The organism is Kribbella sp. NPDC003505 (assembly GCF_040610875.1).
In the GTDB taxonomy this organism is placed as follows: Bacteria; Actinomycetota; Actinomycetes; order Propionibacteriales; family Kribbellaceae; genus Kribbella.
Genome location: NZ_JBEXNA010000003.1, coordinates 122965 through 143822, shown reverse-complemented (window position 1 = coordinate 143822; position 20858 = coordinate 122965). Strand labels below are relative to the sequence as shown.

At 68.1% G+C, this 20858-nt stretch carries 18 protein-coding genes; 11 read left to right on the top strand and 7 right to left on the bottom strand.

From position 1 onward, the window contains the following. Positions 1-78 precede the first annotated feature (78 nt). The 7 genes from yajC to ABZX12_RS09690 form a co-directional block, all read right to left on the bottom strand. Positions 79-573, bottom strand: coding sequence for a preprotein translocase subunit YajC (gene yajC, locus ABZX12_RS09720; RefSeq protein WP_355691559.1), 495 nt, complete (start codon positions 571-573; stop codon positions 79-81). Positions 574-810: 237 nt separating this feature from the next. Further along, complete coding sequence (gene ruvB / locus ABZX12_RS09715; RefSeq protein WP_355691558.1) at positions 811-1863, bottom strand: Holliday junction branch migration DNA helicase RuvB; 1053 nt, start codon at positions 1861-1863, stop codon at positions 811-813. 3 nt (positions 1864-1866) lie between these two features. Continuing rightward, a complete protein-coding gene (gene ruvA, locus ABZX12_RS09710) occupies positions 1867-2469 on the bottom strand; it encodes a Holliday junction branch migration protein RuvA (protein ID WP_355691556.1) in 603 nt (200 codons plus the stop codon). A 41-nt stretch (positions 2470-2510) separates the two neighbouring features. Then, positions 2511-3107, bottom strand: coding sequence for a crossover junction endodeoxyribonuclease RuvC (gene ruvC / locus ABZX12_RS09705; RefSeq protein WP_355691554.1), 597 nt, complete (start codon positions 3105-3107; stop codon positions 2511-2513). 73 nt (positions 3108-3180) lie between these two features. After that, positions 3181-4341 (bottom strand): GNAT family N-acetyltransferase, encoded by a 1161-nt coding sequence (locus tag ABZX12_RS09700; RefSeq protein ID WP_355691552.1) that lies wholly within the window; start codon positions 4339-4341, stop codon positions 3181-3183. 9 nt (positions 4342-4350) lie between these two features. Continuing rightward, entirely contained in the window at positions 4351-4815 is a 465-nt protein-coding gene (locus ABZX12_RS09695; RefSeq protein ID WP_355691550.1) for a hotdog fold domain-containing protein, read from the bottom strand. A gap of 62 nt (positions 4816-4877) precedes the next feature. Further along, positions 4878-7679, bottom strand: a complete 2802-nt coding sequence (locus ABZX12_RS09690) for a LuxR C-terminal-related transcriptional regulator (RefSeq protein ID WP_355691548.1) — start codon at positions 7677-7679, stop codon at positions 4878-4880. Between the two features lie 176 nt (positions 7680-7855). Between ABZX12_RS09690 and ABZX12_RS09685 the strand changes: the two genes are divergently transcribed. From ABZX12_RS09685 to ABZX12_RS09635, 11 genes are all read left to right on the top strand, one after another. Beyond that, positions 7856-8128 carry a hypothetical protein gene (locus ABZX12_RS09685; RefSeq protein WP_355691547.1) on the top strand — a complete coding sequence of 91 codons (273 nt, stop codon included), beginning with the start codon at positions 7856-7858 and terminating at the stop codon, positions 8126-8128. Positions 8129-8186: 58 nt separating this feature from the next. After that, positions 8187-8573 (top strand): VOC family protein, encoded by a 387-nt coding sequence (locus ABZX12_RS09680; RefSeq protein ID WP_355691545.1) that lies wholly within the window; start codon positions 8187-8189, stop codon positions 8571-8573. Between the two features lie 106 nt (positions 8574-8679). Then, positions 8680-9579, top strand: a complete 900-nt coding sequence (locus ABZX12_RS09675) for an alpha/beta hydrolase (protein ID WP_355691543.1) — start codon at positions 8680-8682, stop codon at positions 9577-9579. A gap of 82 nt (positions 9580-9661) precedes the next feature. After that, entirely contained in the window at positions 9662-10678 is a 1017-nt protein-coding gene (locus ABZX12_RS09670) for a LacI family DNA-binding transcriptional regulator (RefSeq protein WP_355691541.1), read from the top strand. Next, positions 10678-11313, top strand: coding sequence for a DUF1961 family protein (locus tag ABZX12_RS09665; RefSeq protein WP_355691539.1), 636 nt, complete (start codon positions 10678-10680; stop codon positions 11311-11313). The genes ABZX12_RS09670 and ABZX12_RS09665 overlap by 1 nt, the downstream gene beginning before the upstream one ends. A gap of 200 nt (positions 11314-11513) precedes the next feature. Further along, complete coding sequence (locus tag ABZX12_RS09660) at positions 11514-12131, top strand: DUF624 domain-containing protein (protein WP_355691537.1); 618 nt, start codon at positions 11514-11516, stop codon at positions 12129-12131. Positions 12132-12141: 10 nt separating this feature from the next. Beyond that, positions 12142-13689 (top strand): extracellular solute-binding protein, encoded by a 1548-nt coding sequence (locus ABZX12_RS09655; protein ID WP_355691535.1) that lies wholly within the window; start codon positions 12142-12144, stop codon positions 13687-13689. 3 nt (positions 13690-13692) lie between these two features. Then, positions 13693-14685, top strand: a complete 993-nt coding sequence (locus ABZX12_RS09650; protein ID WP_355691533.1) for an ABC transporter permease subunit — start codon at positions 13693-13695, stop codon at positions 14683-14685. A 13-nt stretch (positions 14686-14698) separates the two neighbouring features. Next, a complete protein-coding gene (locus ABZX12_RS09645) occupies positions 14699-15598 on the top strand; it encodes a carbohydrate ABC transporter permease (RefSeq protein ID WP_355691531.1) in 900 nt (299 codons plus the stop codon). Beyond that, complete coding sequence (locus ABZX12_RS09640) at positions 15595-18189, top strand: Tat pathway signal sequence domain protein (RefSeq protein WP_355691529.1); 2595 nt, start codon at positions 15595-15597, stop codon at positions 18187-18189. The genes ABZX12_RS09645 and ABZX12_RS09640 overlap by 4 nt, the downstream gene beginning before the upstream one ends. A gap of 5 nt (positions 18190-18194) precedes the next feature. After that, positions 18195-20855 carry a Tat pathway signal sequence domain protein gene (locus tag ABZX12_RS09635; RefSeq protein ID WP_355691527.1) on the top strand — a complete coding sequence of 887 codons (2661 nt, stop codon included), beginning with the start codon at positions 18195-18197 and terminating at the stop codon, positions 20853-20855. Positions 20856-20858: the final 3 nt, after the last annotated feature.

Below are 20858 nucleotides of genomic sequence, written 5' to 3'. Positions count from 1 at the left end.
AACCTTTGTACTTCTGGGCGCGCCGCACCGTCTGGTGGACGCCGAACGCCGCGCCGCAGGCCGTTGTGGGGAAGGAGATCAGTTCTCGGTGTGCGTCGGCGGCAGCTTCGGGGCGTCCTGCACCTTGCCGTCGGCCTTCTCACCGGCCTTGCCCGCGTCCGGTACGTCGACCTTCGCAGCGTCGTCGGCCTCGTCGGTGACCACCGTCGTGGTGGCCGTCGTGGCGGCCGGGGCCTCGTCGGCGGCCACGGGCGCCTCGACCTCGTCGGCGGCGGCGTCCTCGTCCGGGATCACCCGGCCGATCGCGGCCTTGACCACCTGGACCAGCACGCCTTCGGAGATCTCCAGCGTCACGTAGTCGTCGTCCGTCTCCTCGACGATGCCGACCAGGCCGCTGGTGGTGATCACCTTGGTGCCGGGCGTGAGCGCGGCGACCGTGTCGGCCTGGCGCTGGCGCTGCTTCTTCTGCGTCCGGCTCATGAACCAGATCATTCCGACGATCAGGATCAGCGGCAGCAGCAGCGTGATGCCACCGCCCCCGGAGGAGGCCATCGGTACGGCGAGGAGTTGCATCGGGTCTCAGAATCCTTCGTCGGGTCGGTTGTCGGAGTGCCCTGCACGAACGCGCAGGTCGGAGCGGACGGCCTGGAGGTCAGGCCACCGGGGAGTCTAACCCTGAGCGTCAACAACTACCTCATGACACCGGGTCACGTTTGAGTTACTCACCACGTCGACGTCACGCAGTGTCTACGTTCCGGCGCCGGTCGGTGTTCCCCGGACTCCGCTCTTGTTCAGTTGGAGCCGAACTCCTCAGTCCTCGTCGGTGTCGAAGAGCGTGTCCGCGAACGTCGCGCCCTTCGGTACCTTCAGCCCGATGTGCCGCCAGGCCGCGGGCGTGGCGACGCGACCGCGCGGCGTACGGGCCAGATAGCCCGACCGGACCAGAAAAGGTTCCGCTACTTCCTCCACGGTCTCACGTTCCTCGCCGACCGCAACCGCGAGCGTCGAAAGACCCACCGGCCCGCCGCCGAACCGGCGGCACAACGCGTCCAGAACCGAGCGGTCCAGCCGGTCCAGGCCCATCTTGTCCACCTCGTACAGATCCAGGGCCGCCTTGGACAGCGCGAGCGTGACGATGCCGTCCGCCCGGACCTCGGCGTAGTCGCGGACCCGGCGCAGCAGCCGGTTCGCGATCCGCGGTGTCCCCCGGGACCGGGACGCGATCTCGGTCGCGCCCTCGGGCGTGATGTCGACCTCCAGCAGCGCGGCCGACCGGTTCACGATCTTCTCCAGCTCGGCCGCCTCGTAGAACTCCAGGTGACCGGTGAACCCGAACCGGTCACGCAACGGTCCCGGCAGCAGACCGGCCCGGGTGGTCGCGCCGACCAGCGTGAACGGCGGGATCTCCAGCGGGATCGCCGTGGCGCCCGGGCCCTTGCCGACGATCACGTCGACCCGGAAGTCCTCCATCGCCATGTAGAGCAGCTCTTCGGCGGGCCGGGACATCCGGTGGATCTCGTCCAGGAACAGGACTTCGCCCTCGCTCAGCCCGGACAGGATCGCGGCCAGGTCGCCGGCGTGCTGGATCGCCGGACCGCTCGTCACCCGCAGCGGCGCGGACATCTCGCTGGCGATGATCATCGCCAGCGTGGTCTTGCCCAGCCCGGGCGGACCCGACAGGAGCACGTGGTCGGGCGCGCGGTTGCGGCCGCGGGCCGCGTGCAGCACCAGCTCGAGCTGTTCGCTGACCCGTCGCTGCCCGCCGAACTCGGCGAGCGTGCGCGGCCGGAGCGCGGACTCGATCTTGCGCTCCTCGAGATCCACCGCGTCCGCGGAGACGAGGGGCCGGACGTTGTCTTCCATCTCTTACGCCTTGGAGAGCACGCGCAGCGCGGCACGCAGCAGGTCGGGAACGGACGGGTTCGGGTTGTCGGCGGCCAGCGGGGACACGGCGGTGACGGCGTCCTCGGCGTCGCGGGCGGACCAGCCGAGACCGACCAGACCGGCGTGCACCTGGTCGCGCCATGCCTCCTGCGTCTGCAGCGGCCGGCCGGTAACCGTCTTCGACGGCGCGCCGATCTTGTCCTTCAGCTCCAGCACGATCCGCTGGGCGCCTTTCTTGCCGATGCCCGGAACCTTCACCAGGACGGCGAGGTCCTCGGTCGCGACCGCCTGGCGCAGCTGGTCGGGGCTCAGCACCGCGAGCGCCGCCTGGGCCAGCTTCGGCCCGACCCCGGACGCGGTCTGCAGCAGCTCGAAGGTGGTCTTCGCATCGTCGTCCGCGAATCCGTACAGCGTCAGCGAGTCCTCACGGACCACCATCGACGTGGAGATCCGGGCCTCCTGCCCCGGTCGCAACCCGGCCAGCGTGCCCGGGTCGCAGTACACGAGCAGGCCCACTCCCCCGACCTCGACGACGGCACTGTCCACTCCGACGGCCGCCACCGGGCCCCGTACAAAGGCGATCATCGCCAGCCTCCAAGCCTGCTCACGTCGCGCTCACTGCTTGATCACCGCTTGCCCTGCTGAGCGGCCACCGCGGCCCGCAGCCGCGCCACCTGCAGCCGCGACTGCGCCTGCGCCGCCGCCTCGAGGTTGATCCGGCTCGTGGCCGCCTGCTGCAACTTGCTCGCCACCCCGCCGCGCCACACCTGGCAGATCGCCAGCGCGAGCGCGTCGGCGGCGTCCGCGGGCGTCGGCCGCTCGCTGAGCTTGAGGATCCGGGTGACCATCGTGGTCACCTGCTCCTTGTCCGCGCGGCCCGATCCGGTGACCGCGGCCTTCACCTCGCTCGGCGTGTGCAGCGCGACCGGCAGACCGCGGCGCGCCGCGACCACCATCGCGATCCCCGAGGCCTGCGCCGTCCCCATCACCGTCCGGACGTTGTGCTGGGCGAACACCCGCTCGACCGCGACCGCGTCCGGCTGGTGCCGGGCGATCCACTCGTCGAGCTCCTCCTCGATCCGCACGAGCCGCTTGGCCACATCCAGGTCGGCCGGCGTCCGGATCACCCCGACGGCCACCAGCGCCGGCGGCTTCCCCGGCGTCCCTTCGACGACGCCGAGGCCGCACCGGGTCAGTCCCGGGTCGACGCCGAGCACCCGCATGGACCACCTCCGAACGTTTGTTCGACAACCCTAGACGGAGGCGACGGGCCTTTGGAAATCGGCGCGCCGAGGCTCAGAAGTCGTCGAGCATGTACGGCGCGGGTCCGCCGAAGGCCGCGTCGAACGCCGAGTCGGCGGGCGCCGCTCCCCCGGCGGCCAGCCCGGCTCCGCGCAGCGTTGCCAGCGGCGTACCGGCGTACAGCGCGGCAAGTCCTCGCGGGCCGAGTCGCAGCGCGTCGCTCGACGGCTGAGCGGCCGTGAGCCGAGCCGCTCCGTTGCCGACCGAGAGATGCCAGTCCCCGGTGTTGACGGGCAGTTCGGGGTCGTCGATCCGCAGGTCCGCCTCGAGTAGGACGCCGTCGGGAAAGCCTCGTCCGGCCAAGGCCGCCGGAGCGTCGACGAGCCGGAGCATCCAGCGGTTCTGCCAGGACTTGCCGGTGGCCTCGTGCTCGGCCATCAGATGGATCGCGTCGAAGGGCGGGCAGCACGCCTCCACGGTCTTCGCGATCGACGCACCCGAGCCGACGGTGGCCCAGAGCGCGCGAGCGGTCTCCTCGGAACCGGCGATGAGCTCCTCGACGGCGAGCTCGCGGTCGGACCACTTGTAGACGACGAAGCCGTCCTTGGCGACGTACGCGAAGCTGTTCTCGTCCTCCAGCCAGGACTCGACCTGCACGCGGGGCCAGACCAGCGGACCGTTCGAACGCCGCGCTTCGTGCACCTTCCCGGCCAGCTCGAGGAACAGGTCGGCATCGTCACGACCTGCCTTGCGCACCGCCGTACCGTTGCCGCCCAGGGTCCGCAGATCGGCCGCCTGGAAGGTGTACAGGTGCCGGCTGCCCGCGAACTCGTACCCCAGGCGCCGGTACAGCACCGTCGTCGCCGGATACAACGAGGTCAGCGGATAGCCCTTCTCGGCGCAACGATCGAGCACGGCGCGCATCAACAGACTGCCGACGCCGCGCCCGCGGTACTCCGGCGCGACGACCACACCGGCCACACCGCCGTTGGCCACCCGTCGCCCGCCCCACCACTGCTCCAGCGGCCAGATCCGCGCCGCCGCGACCAGCTCGTCACCGTCGACGACTCCGAGATAACGCCCGTCCGCGATGAACTCCCGCGCCGACTTCTTCCACTCGTCCTTGTCACCGCCCGGCCCGAACGACCGCGTCCGCACCTCGAACACCGAGTCCAGATACTCCTCGGCAACCTCCACCACCCGCAGCTCAGTCACGGGGCGACCCTACGTCGACTTCTTGTCCGTCACCCAGAGATAAATCGTCCCCTCGACGACCACCGTCCCGTCGTCACGCGTCGCCTTGACCCGCACCGGCACGTCCGGCCCCGCGGTCCAGGTTGCGGGATCCGTCTCCGCCGAGCAGGTCAGATCCGACGTCGACTTGGCGAGGTACGCGACCTCCATCCCCTTCGGCAGCCAGCGCTTCCCCGCCGGCACGGTCGCCTCGGCCAACGCCCCCATCGCCGCCTCCAGACCGTTGCACACGGCAATCGCATGCACGGTCCCGATGTGATTCAGCACCGCCCGCCGCTTGGGCAATCTCAAGGCCGCGTAGTTGGGACTCACCTGCACGAACCGAGGCCGCACCGACCGGAAGTAAGGCGCCTTCCAGGTGAACCCCCAAGAAAACACCCGCTCCCCACCAGGCACCCCACGCAACCGCTCCCACAACCCCAACACCTGAGTCATGCCGTCATGTTACTCACGAGTCACATCAGCTGTGAAGAGGTTCTGGGGGCTCGCAGCAGTCCTCAGGCGGGTGGTACCGGGTTGTCGTCGAGGCCGAGCCGGATTGCCTCGGCGGCGGCCTGGACGCGGGTTCGTACGCCGAGCTTTCCGAGGATGTGTGTGACGTGCACGCTGGCGGTCTTGGGGCTCATGTAGAGCGCGTCCCCGATCTCGCGGTTCGTCTGTCCGGCCACGACCAGAGCGAGCACCTGCCGCTCCCGCTCGGTCAGCAATGGGTGAGGGTCTGTGTCGCTCGCGGGCTGCTGGTGGTGTTCGGTCACCGAGTCGTCGAGATGGATCCGGGCGACCTTCGCCAACTCCTGAATCCGCCCGAGCAACGGCGCCGCACCGAGTTGCTCGGCGATCTGTCTGGCCGCTTCCAGCTCGGCCGTCGCGCGGCCTCGGTTGCCGGCTTGCCCGCGCCGAGCCAGCAGCGCCTCCGCGGCTCGCACTCGGGCTTGCGCCTCCCAGTACGGCCGACCAAGTACCGCCCATTCCTGCGCGGCGGTGAGCCACGGCTCGGGATCGGGCGCACCACGGATCCGCGACCGCTCGCCGTCAACGATGGCCGCCACCGCCGCCGCGCCGAACCCGGATACCGCCCGCCCAAGGAGAGCCACGAGTCGATCGAAATCGTCGGGCGAGTGCGCTGCGACCGCTGCTTCGAGACCGACCCGTAGCAACTCGTCGGCCACGAGTTCGTCTTCGGTGTCGTGGCTCAGCTCGGCCGCATCCAGCACATAGGCCAAGGCGTCGTGTGGACGCTGCTGTGCCAGGCGCAGTTGGGCCATGACCCCCGCATAATCGCGCTTCATCATGGGCTGGTCGTCCACCGCGAGCAGTTCCTGTCCGCGCAGCAGGTCGACAACCATGCGCAGGTTCCCTCGGTCCAGATGGATCCGGGCCAGAGCGGTGTCCTTGAACGCCGGTCCGGACGGCGGCCGTCCCTTGCTGTCATCCCTGTTCAGCGCTTCATCCCACCGACCAGTGACATAGAGCTCGCAGACCGCATTGTTCTCGAGGATGCCCTCAGCCCAGTGCTCGTCGACCATCAGACGCCGTAGCTCGGATTGGACCGTGTCCACGACTCTCAGCACCTGATCGGAGTCGCCGCGAAGCCCGTGCACATACGTAAGCGACATCGCCGCCACCGCCAGATCCTCCGGCTCGGCGAGTTCACGAGCGATCTCCAGCGCCGCCAGGGTCTCGTCGAGCGCCTCGTCGATCCGGCCTTCGTTGGCGGCAACTGCTCCGATTTCCCTCCGCGCCTGGCCGATCGTCCGGGTGTCGCCGGCCCGCGTCGCGTGCCGCAGCGCCGCTTGGGCCGCTTCCATCTCCTCGGCCGGACGGGCATAGGAGCTCAGCATCAGGGCGTGCGCGATGCAAACCTGGCCGAGCGCTCGGTCGTCATCTGCCGGCACCAGCCGCCGTGCCCGCTCGATGTCCACCATCGCTCCCGCAAGGTCGTCGACCAGCGAGCGCAGCCTGCCACGCATTAGCAAGGCCCCGAGCGTACCCACCTCGTCGTCGGCCTCGGTGACCGCTGCGTCGAGCAACGCGAGCGCTTCCTCATGCCGGCTGGCGCCGCTCAGCAGCGAGGCTGCCCTCTCGGCTAGCACCAGGCGCTGAGGTGCCCGGTCGGCAGCCAGCTCCGACGGCCGCCAGAGGGACGAAGCGACGGCGAACCAGTGACCGGCCTCCGCGAACGCACACTCCTTCTCGGCGGCCCGCGCCGCGGTCAGGGCCCAACTGAACGCAGCGTCGCGCTCGTTCGCGCGGTGGAACTGCTCAGCGACCTCGGCGATCTCCGATGCCGCTGCGTCTCTGCGAACGCGGCCGGCCAAGTCATTCGCCAGTCGCGCATGCAGGTCCCGGCGTTCTGCGGACAGCAGTTGGTGATAAGCGACCTCGGCGACCACCGGGTGCCGCGCGACGCAGCCGACCACGGGGTCACGGATCACCAGCCCGGACTCACACGCCTCGCGTACAGCGTCGGCAGCGTCTGCGGCACCACCCGCCGCCGCCAGCAGATCATCGTCATCAAGCGCTCGAGCCAGCGTGCCGGTGGCCGCGACCACAGCACAGGCCGCCGGCGAAAGCACTTGCAGACGTGCAAGCAGGAGTTGGCGCAACGATGCCGGTACTGCCAGATCACCGCGAACGAGTTCGAGGGTCAGGTACGGGTTGCCCGCGCTGAGCCGGTACACGGCAGCGACCGTCTCCGCCGTACAAGTGGGTCGGAGAGCGTGCACTTGCTGCGACGTCTCCCGCTCGGTCAGCCGGCGCAACGGCAGATCGACGACAGCCGGAGTTCGAAGGATTTCCCCGAGCCAGGTCAAGCGATCGGGTTGAGCGGTCTCGTCGCGCCAAGTCAGCAACACCAGCAACCGGCGATCCGGCAGGTTGCGCGTCAGGTGGGCAAGGAAGTCGAGCGTCGACCAGTCTGCCCAGTGGACGTCCTCAACCAGTAGCACTGTGCCCTGGCTCGCGTCGGTGTCCAGTACGTCGGTGAGGGTCTGTATCGACCAGGCTCGTGCCGCCGCGGCGGACGGGAACTCGGGTGGTGTCTCGGATCGGCTGAGCGCGGCTGCCATCGCGGCGCCGAGGCCGCTGTAGGCGATCGAACCGGACATCGGCGCGCAGGCGCCGCGGAGGATCCGTGAACCGCTCGCGGACTGCCCGTCCAGGATCGACCGGACGAGCACGGTCTTACCGATGCCCGCCTCACCCCGAACCACCACGGCTGCCGAGCGCTCCGGCAGTCCTCCGATCAGTTCCCGCAGTACCGCAGCCTCGCCCCCGCGCCCGACCAGCAAGTCGGCCATACCCCATCATGCGCCCTCACCGCAGCGTGGCCATAACTCCAATAAGACGGGATCGATCCCAAAAGCAGCGGCATAAGGCGAACGACAGCAGATCCGGTAGTGGATGCCCGATGCCGGCGGCGCTCCTTATCGCGAACAGTCATTGGCACAGCCAACCAACCGAGGAGTGGATTCGCATGGCTGCCAAGCATTTCGCCAGACTCGCCGCCGTCGCCGCCATCATCGGCATCGCCGGCCTACCGCTGGCCGTCGCCGCACCGGCAGACGCCATCAACAAGCCCGAACCTGGTGGGATCGGACGGCCGGCATCCCCTCCCACCAGCGACGACGACAACTTCGACCTGGCGCAGATCGGCGCCGGAACGCTCGGCGGGATCGCCGTCGGCGTCGCGGGCTTCGCCGCCGCCACCCGGCTGCGCAGGAGGAACCAGCCGACGTCGAACGTTTGATCACTGGCCGCCCTCGTCAAGGCCGCACCACGGACCCTGGTCTGGGAGACGCTGGGGTATGAACAACGGACTTCTGCGGCGCGTGGATGCGGTACAGGTCCCGGTGCCGAGCCTTGACGAGGGGATTCGGTTCTACGTCGACGGGCTCGGCCATCGGGTGAAGTGGCGCAACGACGCGGTCGGCCAAGCGGGTCTCGAGCTACCCGATGGCGACAGTGAACTGGTGCTGACCGAGCACCTCTCGTACGAGCCGAACTGGCTGGTCGACGACGTCCAGGCCGCGGTCGCGACGTTCACGGCAGCTGGCGGTACCGTCCTGAGTGCCCCGGCAGACATCCCGGTCGGCCGCGTCGTCGTCGTACAGGACCCATTCGGCAACGTTCTGGTACTCGTCGACCTCTCGAAAGGTCTCTACACAGCAGACGGCACTCCGCCAACAGCCTGAGCCAGCTGCACAACACGATCCCTCGCAGCTGCGAGCATCGTCTCGACCACAACGACCCGCCGGACCCCATGGTCAAGGGGCCAGGCCTGCAAGCAAGGAGAGCTTGATGGATCAGTCGGGGACTGCGTCGACACCGGTGCTGAACATCGCCTATGAGTCGGCCGGATCGGGTGGCGGGCCTACCGCCGTACTGCTGCATGGCTTCCCGTACGACGTTCGTTGCTACGACGACGTGGTGCCGGTGCTCGTCGAGGCGGGGATGCGGGTGGTGGTGCCGTATCTGCGCGGGTACGGGCCGACCCGGTACCGCAGCGAAGACGTCATGCGCTCCGGGCAGCAAGGCGCGCTCGGCCAAGATCTGCTGGATCTTCTCGACGCGCTCGAGATCAAACGCGCCGTCGTGGGCGGCTTCGACTGGGGTGGCCGGGCCGCCTGCATCGCCGCCGCCGTCGCGCCCGAGCGGGTCGTCGGCCTGGTGACTGTCGGCGGGTACAACGTCCAGGACATCGCCCGATCGAACGAGCCCGCGCCTCCCGCAGCCGAGAGTGCTGCCTGGTACACCCACTACTTCCTCACCGAACGCGGCCGTGCCGGACTGGAGCGATACACGGACGAGCTGTGCGGGCTCCTGTGGCGGCAATGGTCGCCGACCTGGGAAGGCGCAGCGACTGCCTTCACCGCCAGCGCACCCAGCCTGCACAATCCGGACTTCGTCGCGACCGTCATTCATTCCTATCGGCACCGTCGCGGCATGGCACCCGGCGACCCGCGCTACGACCACCTCGAGGAACTGCTGGCGACCACACCCGAGATCACCGTGCCGGCCGTCGTACTCGACGCGCTCGCCGACGGTCTGGGCCCCGACGACTCGACCCTCGAGGAACCACTCTTCACCGGCGGCTTCGACCGACGCGAACTCCCCGGCATCGGCCACAATCCGCCCCAGGAAGACCCTCGATCGTTCGCCCGAGCAGTCCTCGACGTCGCGACGGCAGCCGACACGTAACGCTCGGGGACGGCTGGATTTTGACGATTCAATTCCCGGGATAGACTGCGGTGGACCGAATGACGCTGCTGGACGGGGGATGATGGGGACGCCCAGCATCAAGGAGGTTGCGCGGCAAGCCGGGGTTTCGGTGGGGACGGTCAGCAACTTCTTGAACCGGCCTGCGATCGTGGCGCCGGCGACGCGGCAGCGGGTGCAGGCGAGTATCGACGCGCTCGGCTTCGTGCGCAACGAGGCGGCCCGGCATCTGCGGGCGGGGAAGAGCCGGACGGTGGGGCTGGTGGTGCTCGACGTGACGAACCCGTTCTTCACCGATCTCGCGGAGGGCGCCGAGGCGCTGGCGTACGAGCACGACACCGTGGTGATGTTGTGCAACAGCAAGACCGACCCGGTGCGCGAAGGTCATCACCTCGACCAGCTCGAGCAGCAACGCGTGATGGGCATCCTGATCACGCCGTTCGACAGCACCGATCCGCGGCTCACCGCGCTGGTCGACCGCGGTACGCCGGTGGTGCTCGTCGACCGTACGGCGGACCGCGGCCTCTGCTCGGTCTCGGTCGACGACCAGCTCGGCGGACGCCTCGCGGGGAACCACCTGATCGAGGCCGGCCATCGCCGGATCGCCTTCATCGGCGGGCCGTTCACGATGCAACAAGTTGCCGATCGCAAGGACGGCATCACGGCCGTCGTGGCAGAAGCCGACGACGTCGAGCTGCAGTACCACGAGGTCGACGTGATGGGTGTCGTCGAAGGTCGAGCGATCGGCGAGCAGATCGCCGCGCTCCCGGCGCGGTCCCGTCCGACTGCGGCGTTCCTCGCCAACGACCTGCTGGCGCTCGGGTTCCTGCAGGGGATGGCGGTGGCCGGTCTGCGGGTGCCGCGCGACATGGCGATCGTCGGGTACGACGACATCGACTTCGCCCGCGCCGCCGCCGTACCGCTGTCGTCGGTGCGGCAGCCGGCCGAGCTGCTCGGGCGGTCCGCGATGGAGTTGCTGCAGGAAGAGGTCGAGTCGGCCGAGCGGCACCGGCATCGTCAGGTGATCTTCCAGCCGGACCTCATCGTGCGTGAGTCCAGCGACTTCAAGCGCCGCCGCTGATGACGGTGCTGTACGAGAATCCGCTCGCCTCGCCGGCCGATCTCGAAGGTTTCCGGCTCGAAGGCGACGGCGCGACGTCGTACCCGCTCGGGCGGCTGCGGCTGGAGAGCGTACGGCCCGCGGACGACGGCCAGGACGCGAACGTCGTGCTGTGGTGCCCGGAGGAGTTCCCGCCGGACATCACCGTCGAGTGGGACTTCTGGCCGATCCGCGAGCCCGGTCTGTGCATCCTGTTCTTCCACGCGAAGGGCCGGCAGGGCGAAGACCTGTTCGAGCTGCGGCCGCGGACCGGGCCGTACGAGCAGTACCACCACGGCGACCTCGACACGTACCACGTCTCGTACTTCCGCCGGCGCTGGCCGGCCGAGCGCGCCTTCCACACCTGCAACCTGCGCAAGAGCTACGGCTTCCAGCTCGTCGCGCAGGGCGCCGACCCGATCCCGGACGTCGCCGACGCCGACGGCCCGTACCGGCTGCGTCTCACCGTGCAGCAAGGCGAGATCACGTTCGCGATCAACGACCTGGTCAGCTTCACGTGGCTCGACGAGCACCCGCTGTCCGGCGGCAAGCTCGGCTTCCGGCAGATGGCGCCGCTGATCGGCGAATACGCCAACCTCCGCGTAACCAGCCCCTGACCCCCATTGCCCCCTCCCCAACGCCGGTGGTTGTCCCCGGGCGTTGGGACTCTCCGCCGACACATGGGCAGAGAACCCTACTGCGGGTGGACGCAACGCGGTGACCAGTCTCTGACAAACGCTTTCCGAACTGTTGACATTGAGACGATTCAACCATACGGTCACATCACTTTTCGCCCCGAAACAAGGCAGGAACCGGCATGGACACAGGCTGGGCCGTGAGGCTGTACGGCGCTGCGGACGAGGTCCTTTGGGTGATCAAGCTGAACGCCCTGTGGATCCTCTTCACCCTGGCCGGCGGCGTTGCTCTGGGTATCGGACCGGCCACGCTCGCGGCATATTCGCTCGCCAGACGCAGGTCATCCGATGAATCGTTTCACGCCTTTCCTGCCTTCCGTACCGCGTTCCGCCGGGAGTTCCGGCGCGGCACGCTCGTGGTACTGCCCCTGATCGCGATCGCTGTAGTTCTCGTAGGCAACTACCTGTACTTCGCCGCGCTCGGGGCCGCACTCCCCCGCCTGGCCAGCCTCGCGGCACTCGTCGCACTCGGGCTGATCGCCGCCTACGCGCTCCCGATGGCCGTGCACTACGACCTCGGGATCCGCATGGTGTTGCCCAAGGCATCGCTGGTCGCGCTCGCGCGGCCGGCGTCGTCCCTGGTCCTGCTGTTCGTCGCGGTGTCCGTCGCCTTCGTGTCAGTGAAGTTCCCGGTGTTCGGGTTCGTGCTGGCCGGCGGCGCCTGGATCCAGCTCGACACCTGGCTCTGCCTGCGCTTCTTCGCCGAGAACGACGCGCGCCTGCACCCGAGTGGTAACTGAAAGGGAACCGATGACCATCTTCTCCCGACGGCGGATCGCCGTCGCCGCCGTCACGACGGCACTGCTCGCTGCCTCCGCCTGCTCCGGCGGCGGCGACGACAAGGGCGGCGAGGCCGCCAGTAACGAGCTGACCGTGATGGCGCCGCTGTTCGGCACCGCACCGGATCCGAACGGCGAACTGCAGCAGGCGGTCGAGAAACTGATCGGCAAGAAGCTCAAGGTCACCTGGGTGCCGAACGCGGAGTACGGCGACAAGTCGAACGTCACGCTCGCGTCGGACAAGATCCCGGACGTGATGGTGGTGAACGAGAAGAGCCCCTCGTTCGTGAAGGCGGCCGAGGCGGGCGCGTTCTGGGACCTGACCGGCAAGCTCGACAAGTACCCGAACCTGAAGCCGTCGAACGAGCAGACCGCGAAGAACTCGCAGACCAACGGCAAGACGTACGGCATCTACCGGGTTCGCCCGCTGCTGCGCTCGGGCATCGTGATCCGCAAGGACTGGCTGGCCAAGCTGGGTCTGAAGGAGCCGCAGACCACCGACGACCTCTACGCCATCGCGAAGGCGTTCACCGAGAAGGACCCGGACGGCAACGGCAAGAAGGACACCTACGGCCTGATCATCCCGAAGTGGCCCGGCAACTACGCGAGCGCCAGCCCGTACGACGTGGTGGAGACGTGGTTCGGCGCACCGAACGGATGGGGTGAGCGGGACGGCAAGCTGGTCCCGGGCTTCGACACCCCGGAGTTCCTGAAGGCCAACGAGTGGCTGCGCGGCTGGGTGAAGGAAGGCCTGGTGAACCCGGACTTCGCGACGCTCGACAGCGCGAACTGGAACGACCCGTTCGTGCAGGGCAAGGGCGGCATGATCATCGACGTGAACGTGCGGGCCACCCAGCTGCTCGACCTGTTCAAGGAGAAGAACCCGAAGGACTTCGACAAGGTCACCCTGGTCGGCAACCTGACGGGCCCGGACGGCGAGAAGCACTCGTATCCGTTCACTGGTTACAACATGGTGATGGCGATCTCCAAGCAGCACGTGCGCACCGAGGAGCAGCTCGACCAGGTCCTGCAGACGCTCGACAAGCTGGAGTCGAAGGACGGCTCGATCCTGCTGACGAACGGGATCGAGGGCCGCAACTTCAAGGTCGACGGGCAGTACGCCGTACCGCTCAACCAGGACGACCCGAAGGTGAAGGCGATCCAGAACGACGTCGACAAGGCCTTCATCCAGCTCGGGACCCGGGCCTCGGTCGGACTCGGTGCGTACGCGCTGCGGCCGAACGACGAGGCCAGCCGGGCGATGCGGGAGAAGTTCGACGTGCTGATGAACGAGGACCTGAAGACCGCGGTGTTCAACCCGGCGCTCAGCATCATCGCGCCGACCGCGGTGGCGAAGGGTCAGACGCTGGACACGATCATCCCGGACGCGCGGATCAAGTACCTGTCCGGAGCGATCACCGAGGAGCAGCTGAAGGCGCAGATCAAGCGCTGGTACGACAGCGGCGGCACGGACATCGTCAAGGAGGTCAACGACCTGTCCGCCAAGGCCGGCGGCTGACGGATGGCGACCGACCTCGTCCCCGAGGTGGTGCAGCCGGCCGCGGATTCCTCGCGGCCGGCGCCCGCCGCCAGGCGCACCCGCCGTGCCCGGAACCTTCCCCGGGACCTGTTCCGCTACCGCTGGCTCTACCTGTTGCTGCTGCCCGGTCTCGTGTACTTCGTGGTCTTCAAGTACCTGCCGATGTACGGGCTGACGATCGCGTTCAAGGACTATGTGCCGTTCCTCGGCTACTCCGGCAGCGAGTGGGTCGGGCTGAAGCACTTCCAGGAGCTGTTCACCGGACCGGACTTCGGCCGGCTGCTGTTCAACACTCTGCTGCTCGCATTGTTGACAATCGTCTTCGTCTTCCCGGCGCCGATCGTGGTCGCGCTGCTGCTGAACGAGCTGCGGGTCAACGTCCTGAAGCGGTCCGTGCAGTCGCTTGTCTACATTCCGCACTTCCTGTCGTGGACAATCGTCGCCTCGCTCACCTACCTGTTGTTCTCGGTGGACTTCGGCGTGATCGCGAACTGGATCCACGGGATCGTCGGCGGGCAGAAGACCGACTACGTCGCGCAGGCGGGCTGGTTCCGGCCGCTGATCGTGCTGCAGCTGCTCTGGAAGCAGACCGGCTGGGGAACGATCATCTACCTGGCCGCGCTGGCCGGGGTGGACTCGCAGCTGTACGAGGCCGCCCGGGTGGACGGCGCCGGCCGGTGGCGGCAGTTCTGGCACATCACGCTGCCGGCGATCCGGCCGACGATCGTGGTGATGGCGATCCTCACGTCCGGGCACCTGATGGACTCCGGGTTCGAGCAGATCTGGCTGATGACCACGTCGCTGAACCGCGACGTCGCGGACGTGTTCGACACGTTCGTCTACTACATCGGCATCACCCAGGGCTCGTTCAGCTATGCGACGGCCGTCGGCCTGTTCAAGGGCGTGGTCGGCGTCGTGCTGATCTTCGGCTCCAACCTGCTGGCCAAGCGCATGGGCCAGCGCGGTCTGTTCTGAGAGGAGGACCACGATGAAACCCGTCATGAAGCAGCGAGTCCGGTACTACGACTCGGTCGGCAGTCGCGTGTTCGACGTCCTGAACGTCGTGGTGCTGACCGCACTGGCCCTGGTGACGGTGCTGCCGCTGCTCTACGTGCTGGCCGGGTCGTTCGCGACCGAGTCCGAGATCAGCTCGCGGCCGTTCTTCCTGTGGCCGCACAAGTTCGTCACCGACACCTACCACTACATCTTCTCGACCGACACGTTCGTCCGCGCGTTGCTGACCACGGTCGCGGTGACCGCGGTCGGCACGGTGATCCAGCTGCTCCTGACACTGACCATGGCCTACCCGCTCGCGAAGCGGTTCCTGCCGGGGCGCGCGCTGGTGCTGAACCTGGTGATCTTCACGCTGGTGTTCAGCGGCGGAATGATCCCGACGTACCTCGTGGTGCGGGATCTCGGGCTGCTGGACAGCTACTGGGCGCTGATCCTGCCGCTGGCGATCAACCCGTTCTACCTGATCGTGGTGAAGAGCTTCTTCCAGGAGCTGCCGGAGGCGCTCGAGGAGGCGGCCCGGATCGACGGCTGCAACGAGCTGAACGTGTTCCTGCGGATCGTGCTGCCGTTGTCGAAGCCGATCATCGCGACGTTCTCGCTGTTCTACGCGGTCGGGATCTGGAACGACTACATGTCGCCACTTCTCTACATCGACGACAGCAAGAAGTGGACGCTGCAGATGATCGTCCGGCAGCTGACCGCGGCGAACGCGGACTCCGCGAACGTGTTGCAGCAGCTGGAGACGGTCACGTTCCCGGAGCAGGGCCTGAAGTTCGCCGTGGTCGTGGTCGCGACGCTGCCGATCCTCTTCTTCTACCCGTTCCTGCAGAAGCACTTCGCGAAGGGCGTGCTGATCGGATCGGTGAAGGAATGACGACCCTGCAATGGCTCGAGACCCCTTGTGGACAAGGCGTCACGTGGGGCGTCCCCTGGCCGCGCGGTACAGTTGCCGACGGCACCCGGTTCGCGGTGGCCGACGGTACGCCGGTACAGAGCTGGACGACTGCGACGTGGCCGGACGGCTCGGTCAAATGGTCCGCGCACGCGATCGGGCCGTCCGATCGCCCGGAGTCGTCGTACGAGCTCGTCGTGGGCGAACCCGCCGAGCCGGCGGCGCCGGTGCACGTCGAGCGGGCCGGCGACGAGGTGCGGGTGACGACCGGTGCGGTCACCTGGACGGTGCGGAAGCCCGGCCTGATCGCGTCGATTGTCGACAATGGTCGGGAGATCGTCCGCGACGTCCGGCTGGTCAGCCTGCGGCAGGACGCGCCGGACGACGACGCGAGCCGGGCCAGGCAGCAGACCACGGCGATTGTCGACAATCTCATTGTCGAGCAGGACGGCCCGGTGCGCGCCGTCATCCGGCTGGAGGGCAAGCACGGCGACTGGCTGCCGTTCTCGGTGCGCCTGTACTTCTACGCCGGCGCGAGCGACGTACGGGTGGTGCACAGCTTCGTCTGGGACGGCGATCCGGACCGCGACTTCCTGGCCGGCCTGGGACTCAGCGCGGACGTGGTGATGAGCGACGAGCCGCACAACCGCCACATCCGGCTTGCCGGTCCGTCCGGTTTCCTCACCGAGGCGGTGCGCGGCCTGACCGGTCTGCGCCGCGATCCGGGCGAGGAGGTACGCCGTACGCAGGTCGCCGGCCGCGCCGTCGAAGCGATTCCGAATCCGGAGGTGGCCGACCGCCTGCACCTCGTCCCGCAGTGGAACGACTACACACTCGACCAGACCAGCGCGGACGGCTTCACCCTCAGGAAGCGCACCGGCGAAGGACACGCGTGGGTCACCATCCCGTCGGGCACCAGAGCCCCGGGCTACGGGTACGTCGGCGGCGTCAGCGGCGGGCTGGGCTTCGGACTGCGCGACTTCTGGAAACTGCATCCGACCCGTCTCGACATCCGCAACGCGGCCACGGCGACGGCGACGGCCACCGTGTGGATGTGGTCGCCCAGCGCGCCGGCCATGGACGTGCGCTACTGGCACGACGGCATGGACCAGGACACGTACCCGGAGCAGCTCGAAGGGCTCGAGATCACCTACGAGGACTACGAGCCAGGCTTCGGCAACGCGCACGGCATCGCCCGCACGCATGAGCTGACCCTGCGCGTCCACAACACCACTCCGTCGGCAGAGGAACTGTCAGAGCACGTAGCGCTGCTCAACTCCCCCGGACTGCTCACCGTCGCCCCGGCGCGTCTGCTGGAGGCAGGTGTGTTCGGCACCTGGAGTCTGCCCACAGCGGACCATCAGGACATCGAGGCGCGCCTGAACTTCCTCTTCCAGTACTACGTCGGTCAGCGCGAGCAGCGCCGCTGGTACGGGTTCTGGGACTACGGCGACGTCATGCACACCTACGACCGAGACCGGCACACGTGGCGTTACGACGTTGGTGGATACGCCTGGGACAACTCCGAGCTCTCACCGGACCTGTGGCTCTGGTACCAGTACCTCCGGACCGGCCGCGCTGATGTGTTCCGCTTCGCCGAGGCGATGACGCGGCACACCGGTGAGGTCGACGTGCATCACCTGGGTCGCTGGAAAGGCCTCGGGTCGCGGCACAACGTGCAGCACTGGGGCTGTAGCTGCAAGCAGGTGCGGATCTCCAGCGCGATCTACCGGCGCTTCTACTACTACCTGACCGCAGACGAGCGGACCGGCGACCTGATGGACGAACTGGTGTCCATCGAAGACGCGTTCCTGGCTGTCGACCCGCAGCGGAAGGTGCGGCCGGACGTCTACTCCCCCGACCCGCGTGCACTGTCCATCGAGCTGGGTGTCGACTGGGGCGCGCTGGCCGCCGCATGGCTGACGCGCTGGGAGCGGCACGGAGACGAGCGCGCCCGTGCCCGGCTGGTCGGAACGATGACCGACATCGCCGCCCTGCACTTCGGCTTCCTGACCGGCAACGCACGGCTGGACCTCACCACCGGCCGGCTCGACACCAGCCGCCGAGGCATCGCCGTTTCGCACCTGTCCTCACTCTTCGGGCTGCCGGAGATCTGTTCCGAGCTGATCGACCTGGACCTCGACGTACCCGGGTTCGAGAAAGCATGGCTCGACTACTGCCGGCTGTACCTGCTCTCGCCCGAGGAGCAGGCCGCGGCCGTCGGCCAACCGCTACAAGGCATCTCCCTCGTCCAGGCCCACAGCCGGCTCGCCGCGTACGCCGCCGCGCGCACCGGTGACACAGAGCTGGCCCAGCTGGCCTGGCGCAAGTTCTTCGTCGACGAAGGCGATCAGCTCAACCGCAACGCCCTGCAACGCGAGGCCGAGTGGCGGACCACTCCGGTCGACGGCGCCCTGATGCCGGTCGACGAGGCCGCGTTCATCAGCACCAACGGCGCGTCCCAGTACGCGCTGGCAGCGATCCAGAACCTGTCCCTGATCCCGGAACACAGACCTGACACCAAGAATGACAGAGGTGGAGCAGCATGGAGGTCTCCCGACGTACGGTCCTAGCGGGTATGGCCGCAGTACCTGCGGTGTCCCTGCTCGACAACATCCAACCGGCCGCGGCTGCCGAAGTGTCTGAGGTCAAACTCAGCTGGCTCGAAGGCAAGCCCACCACAGCGGCTGTCACCACCTGGGGTACGCCGTGGCCGAAAGGCGTCGTACCGGCGAACCAGTCCTTCGCCCTCAAGTCCGCCGACGGCGCCGACGTACCACTGCAGAGCTGGCCGACCGCCTACTGGCCCGACGGCTCGCTCAAGTGGAGCGCACACGCCATCGCGGTGGACGCACCCGCCGAGTCGTACACACTCGGCCCCGGTACGGCGACCGCGCCCGCGCGGCCCGTCACCGTCAAGGACGAGAAGCTGTTCGTCGACGTCGACACCGGAGTGATCCGCACCCGCATCCGCAAGAGCGGCTCGGAAGTGGTCAGCCAGATCTGGCGTGGTGACGTGTTGATCGCCCACAAGGGTGTGCTGGTCAACCTGAAACAGGACAAGATCGCCGAGGACGAGATCGGCGGCGCCGTCCGGGAGCAGTACGAGAGCGACATCCACAACGTCACCGTCGAGCAGGCCGGTCCGGTGCGCGCGGTGGTGAAGGTCGAGGGCCGGCACAAGTCGCGCAGAGGCCAGACCTGGTTGCCGTTCTCGGTCCGGCTGTACTTCGTGGCAGGTGCGGAGAACGTGCGCATGGTGCACACGTTCGTCTACGACCGCGACGGGCAGAAGGACTACGTCGCCGGCCTCGGCGTGCGGTTCTCGGTGCCGATGCGCGACGCGGCGTACGACCGGCACGTCCGGTTCGTCGGCGAAGGACACGGGGCGGTGTCCGAGGCCGTGAAGGGCATCACCGGGCTACGACGCGACCCAGGTGCCGCCGTCCGCGCCGCGCAGATCGCCGGGACCAAGCTGCCCGATCCGGCCACCTGGGACCAGCGGGTGACGACCCGGCTGCAGTACATCCCCGAGTGGGGCGACTACTCGCTGAGCCAGTTGACCGCGGACGGGTTCACGGTCCGCAAACGCACGAAGAAGGGCTACGGCTGGATCTCCGTCGACCAGGGCAAGCGCGCCTCCGGACTCGGGTACGTCGGTGGGGTCAGCGGCGGATTCGCCTTTGGACTCAGGGACTTCTGGCAACGGCATCCCACCCAGCTCGACATCCGGAACGCCGCGACCGAGGAAGCCGAGGTGACCGTGTGGTTGTGGTCGCCGGCGGCCGGGGCGATGGACACGCGGTTCTACCACGACGGCATGGGCCAGGACACGTACCCGGAGCAGCTCGAAGGGCTGAACATCACCTACGAGGACTACGAGCCCGCGTTCGGGACGCCGTACGGGATCGCCCGGACGTCGGAGCTGACGTTCTGGGCGCTGGAGGCAACGCCGTCGGCCGCCCGGCTGGGTGACCTGGCCGACCAGGTCCGGACTCCCCCGCAGCTGATCAACCCGGTGGATCAACTGGTGAGCACTCGGGTGTTCGGCGGGCTGTTCACCCCGGTGGACAGGTCCGTACCGGCGAAGAAGTCCATCGAGGACCACCTGGACTTCCTGTTCGACTACTACCGCGGACAGGTCGAGTCGCGGCACTGGTACGGGTTCTGGGACTACGGCGACATCATGCACACGTTCGACGAGGACCGGCTGGTGTGGCGGTACGACGTGGGCGGGTACGCGTGGGACAACTCGGAGCTGTCACCGGACCTGTGGCTCTGGTACGCGTTCCTGCGTTCCGGACGGGCCGACATCTTCCGGTTCGCGGAGGCGATGACTCGGCACACTGGTGAGGTCGACGTCTACCACCTGGGTCAGTGGGCCGGTCTGGGCACGCGCCACGGCGTACAGCACTGGGCAGACAGCGCGAAGCAGCAGCGGATCAGTACAGCGGTCTACCGGCGGTTCTACTACTACCTGACGGCTGACGAGCGTACGGGCGACCTGCTGTCGGAGCTGGTCGACTCGGACAAGACGTTCCTGGTGCTGGATCCGCTGCGAAAGATCCGGACCGAGCCGTACACGCCTGACCCGCATGCGTTGTCCATCGGGCTCGGCACGGACTGGAGCGGTCTGGCGGCAGCCTGGCTGACCGAGTGGGAGCGTCAAGGGCCGAAGGCGGCCGTGGCGAAGGCCAAGCTGCTCGGGACGATGGAGACGATCGGTGCGATGCCGAACGGGTTCGTCACCGGCAGCGGGCTCTACGACCTGGACACCGGCCGGTTCGCGCCGGTGACCGAGAAGATCGTCAGTGTGTCGCATCTGAGTGCGATGTTCGGCCAGGTGGAGATCTGCGCCGAACTGATCGACCTGGTCGACATGCCCGCGTTCGAGGCGGCCTGGTTGCAGTACTGCCGGCTGTTCAACGCGACTCGCGCCGAGCAGACGGCGGAGTGCGGTGCGTACTTCGGCAACCTGATCTTGCGGCAGGGCCATGCCCGCTTGACGGCGTACGCCGCTGTGCGGCTGGACCGGGACGACTTGGCCGCCCGGGCGTGGAAGGACTTCTACACCGGCGACGGCTACGCGCCGAACCTGCCGTGGACGGCGGAGGACGTGTCCACCACCCTCAACCCGACCAAGGCCGCCAAATGGGTCTCGACCAACACCACAGCCCTCTACGGCCTCGCCGCAATTCAGACCCTCGCACTCGTCGGCGACCAGATCGTGAACCCGTGAGAT

Excerpts from the sequence above, each read along its gene's own strand:
- yajC (WP_355691559.1), bottom strand. The coding sequence starts at position 573 with ATGCAACTCCTCGCCGTACCGATGGCCTCCTCCGGGGGCGGTGGCATC.
- ruvB (WP_355691558.1), bottom strand. The coding sequence starts at position 1,863 with ATGGAAGACAACGTCCGGCCCCTCGTCTCCGCGGACGCGGTGGATCTC.
- ruvA (WP_355691556.1), bottom strand. The coding sequence starts at position 2,469 with ATGATCGCCTTTGTACGGGGCCCGGTGGCGGCCGTCGGAGTGGACAGT.
- ruvC (WP_355691554.1), bottom strand. The coding sequence starts at position 3,107 with ATGCGGGTGCTCGGCGTCGACCCGGGACTGACCCGGTGCGGCCTCGGC.
- ABZX12_RS09695 (WP_355691550.1), bottom strand. The coding sequence starts at position 4,815 with ATGACTCAGGTGTTGGGGTTGTGGGAGCGGTTGCGTGGGGTGCCTGGT.
- ABZX12_RS09690 (WP_355691548.1), bottom strand. The coding sequence starts at position 7,679 with ATGGCCGACTTGCTGGTCGGGCGCGGGGGCGAGGCTGCGGTACTGCGG.
- ABZX12_RS09685 (WP_355691547.1), top strand. The coding sequence starts at position 7,856 with ATGGCTGCCAAGCATTTCGCCAGACTCGCCGCCGTCGCCGCCATCATC.
- ABZX12_RS09680 (WP_355691545.1), top strand. The coding sequence starts at position 8,187 with ATGAACAACGGACTTCTGCGGCGCGTGGATGCGGTACAGGTCCCGGTG.
- ABZX12_RS09675 (WP_355691543.1), top strand. The coding sequence starts at position 8,680 with ATGGATCAGTCGGGGACTGCGTCGACACCGGTGCTGAACATCGCCTAT.
- ABZX12_RS09670 (WP_355691541.1), top strand. The coding sequence starts at position 9,662 with ATGGGGACGCCCAGCATCAAGGAGGTTGCGCGGCAAGCCGGGGTTTCG.
- ABZX12_RS09665 (WP_355691539.1), top strand. The coding sequence starts at position 10,678 with ATGACGGTGCTGTACGAGAATCCGCTCGCCTCGCCGGCCGATCTCGAA.
- ABZX12_RS09660 (WP_355691537.1), top strand. The coding sequence starts at position 11,514 with ATGGACACAGGCTGGGCCGTGAGGCTGTACGGCGCTGCGGACGAGGTC.
- ABZX12_RS09655 (WP_355691535.1), top strand. The coding sequence starts at position 12,142 with ATGACCATCTTCTCCCGACGGCGGATCGCCGTCGCCGCCGTCACGACG.
- ABZX12_RS09650 (WP_355691533.1), top strand. The coding sequence starts at position 13,693 with ATGGCGACCGACCTCGTCCCCGAGGTGGTGCAGCCGGCCGCGGATTCC.
- ABZX12_RS09645 (WP_355691531.1), top strand. The coding sequence starts at position 14,699 with ATGAAACCCGTCATGAAGCAGCGAGTCCGGTACTACGACTCGGTCGGC.
- ABZX12_RS09640 (WP_355691529.1), top strand. The coding sequence starts at position 15,595 with ATGACGACCCTGCAATGGCTCGAGACCCCTTGTGGACAAGGCGTCACG.
- ABZX12_RS09635 (WP_355691527.1), top strand. The coding sequence starts at position 18,195 with ATGGCCGCAGTACCTGCGGTGTCCCTGCTCGACAACATCCAACCGGCC.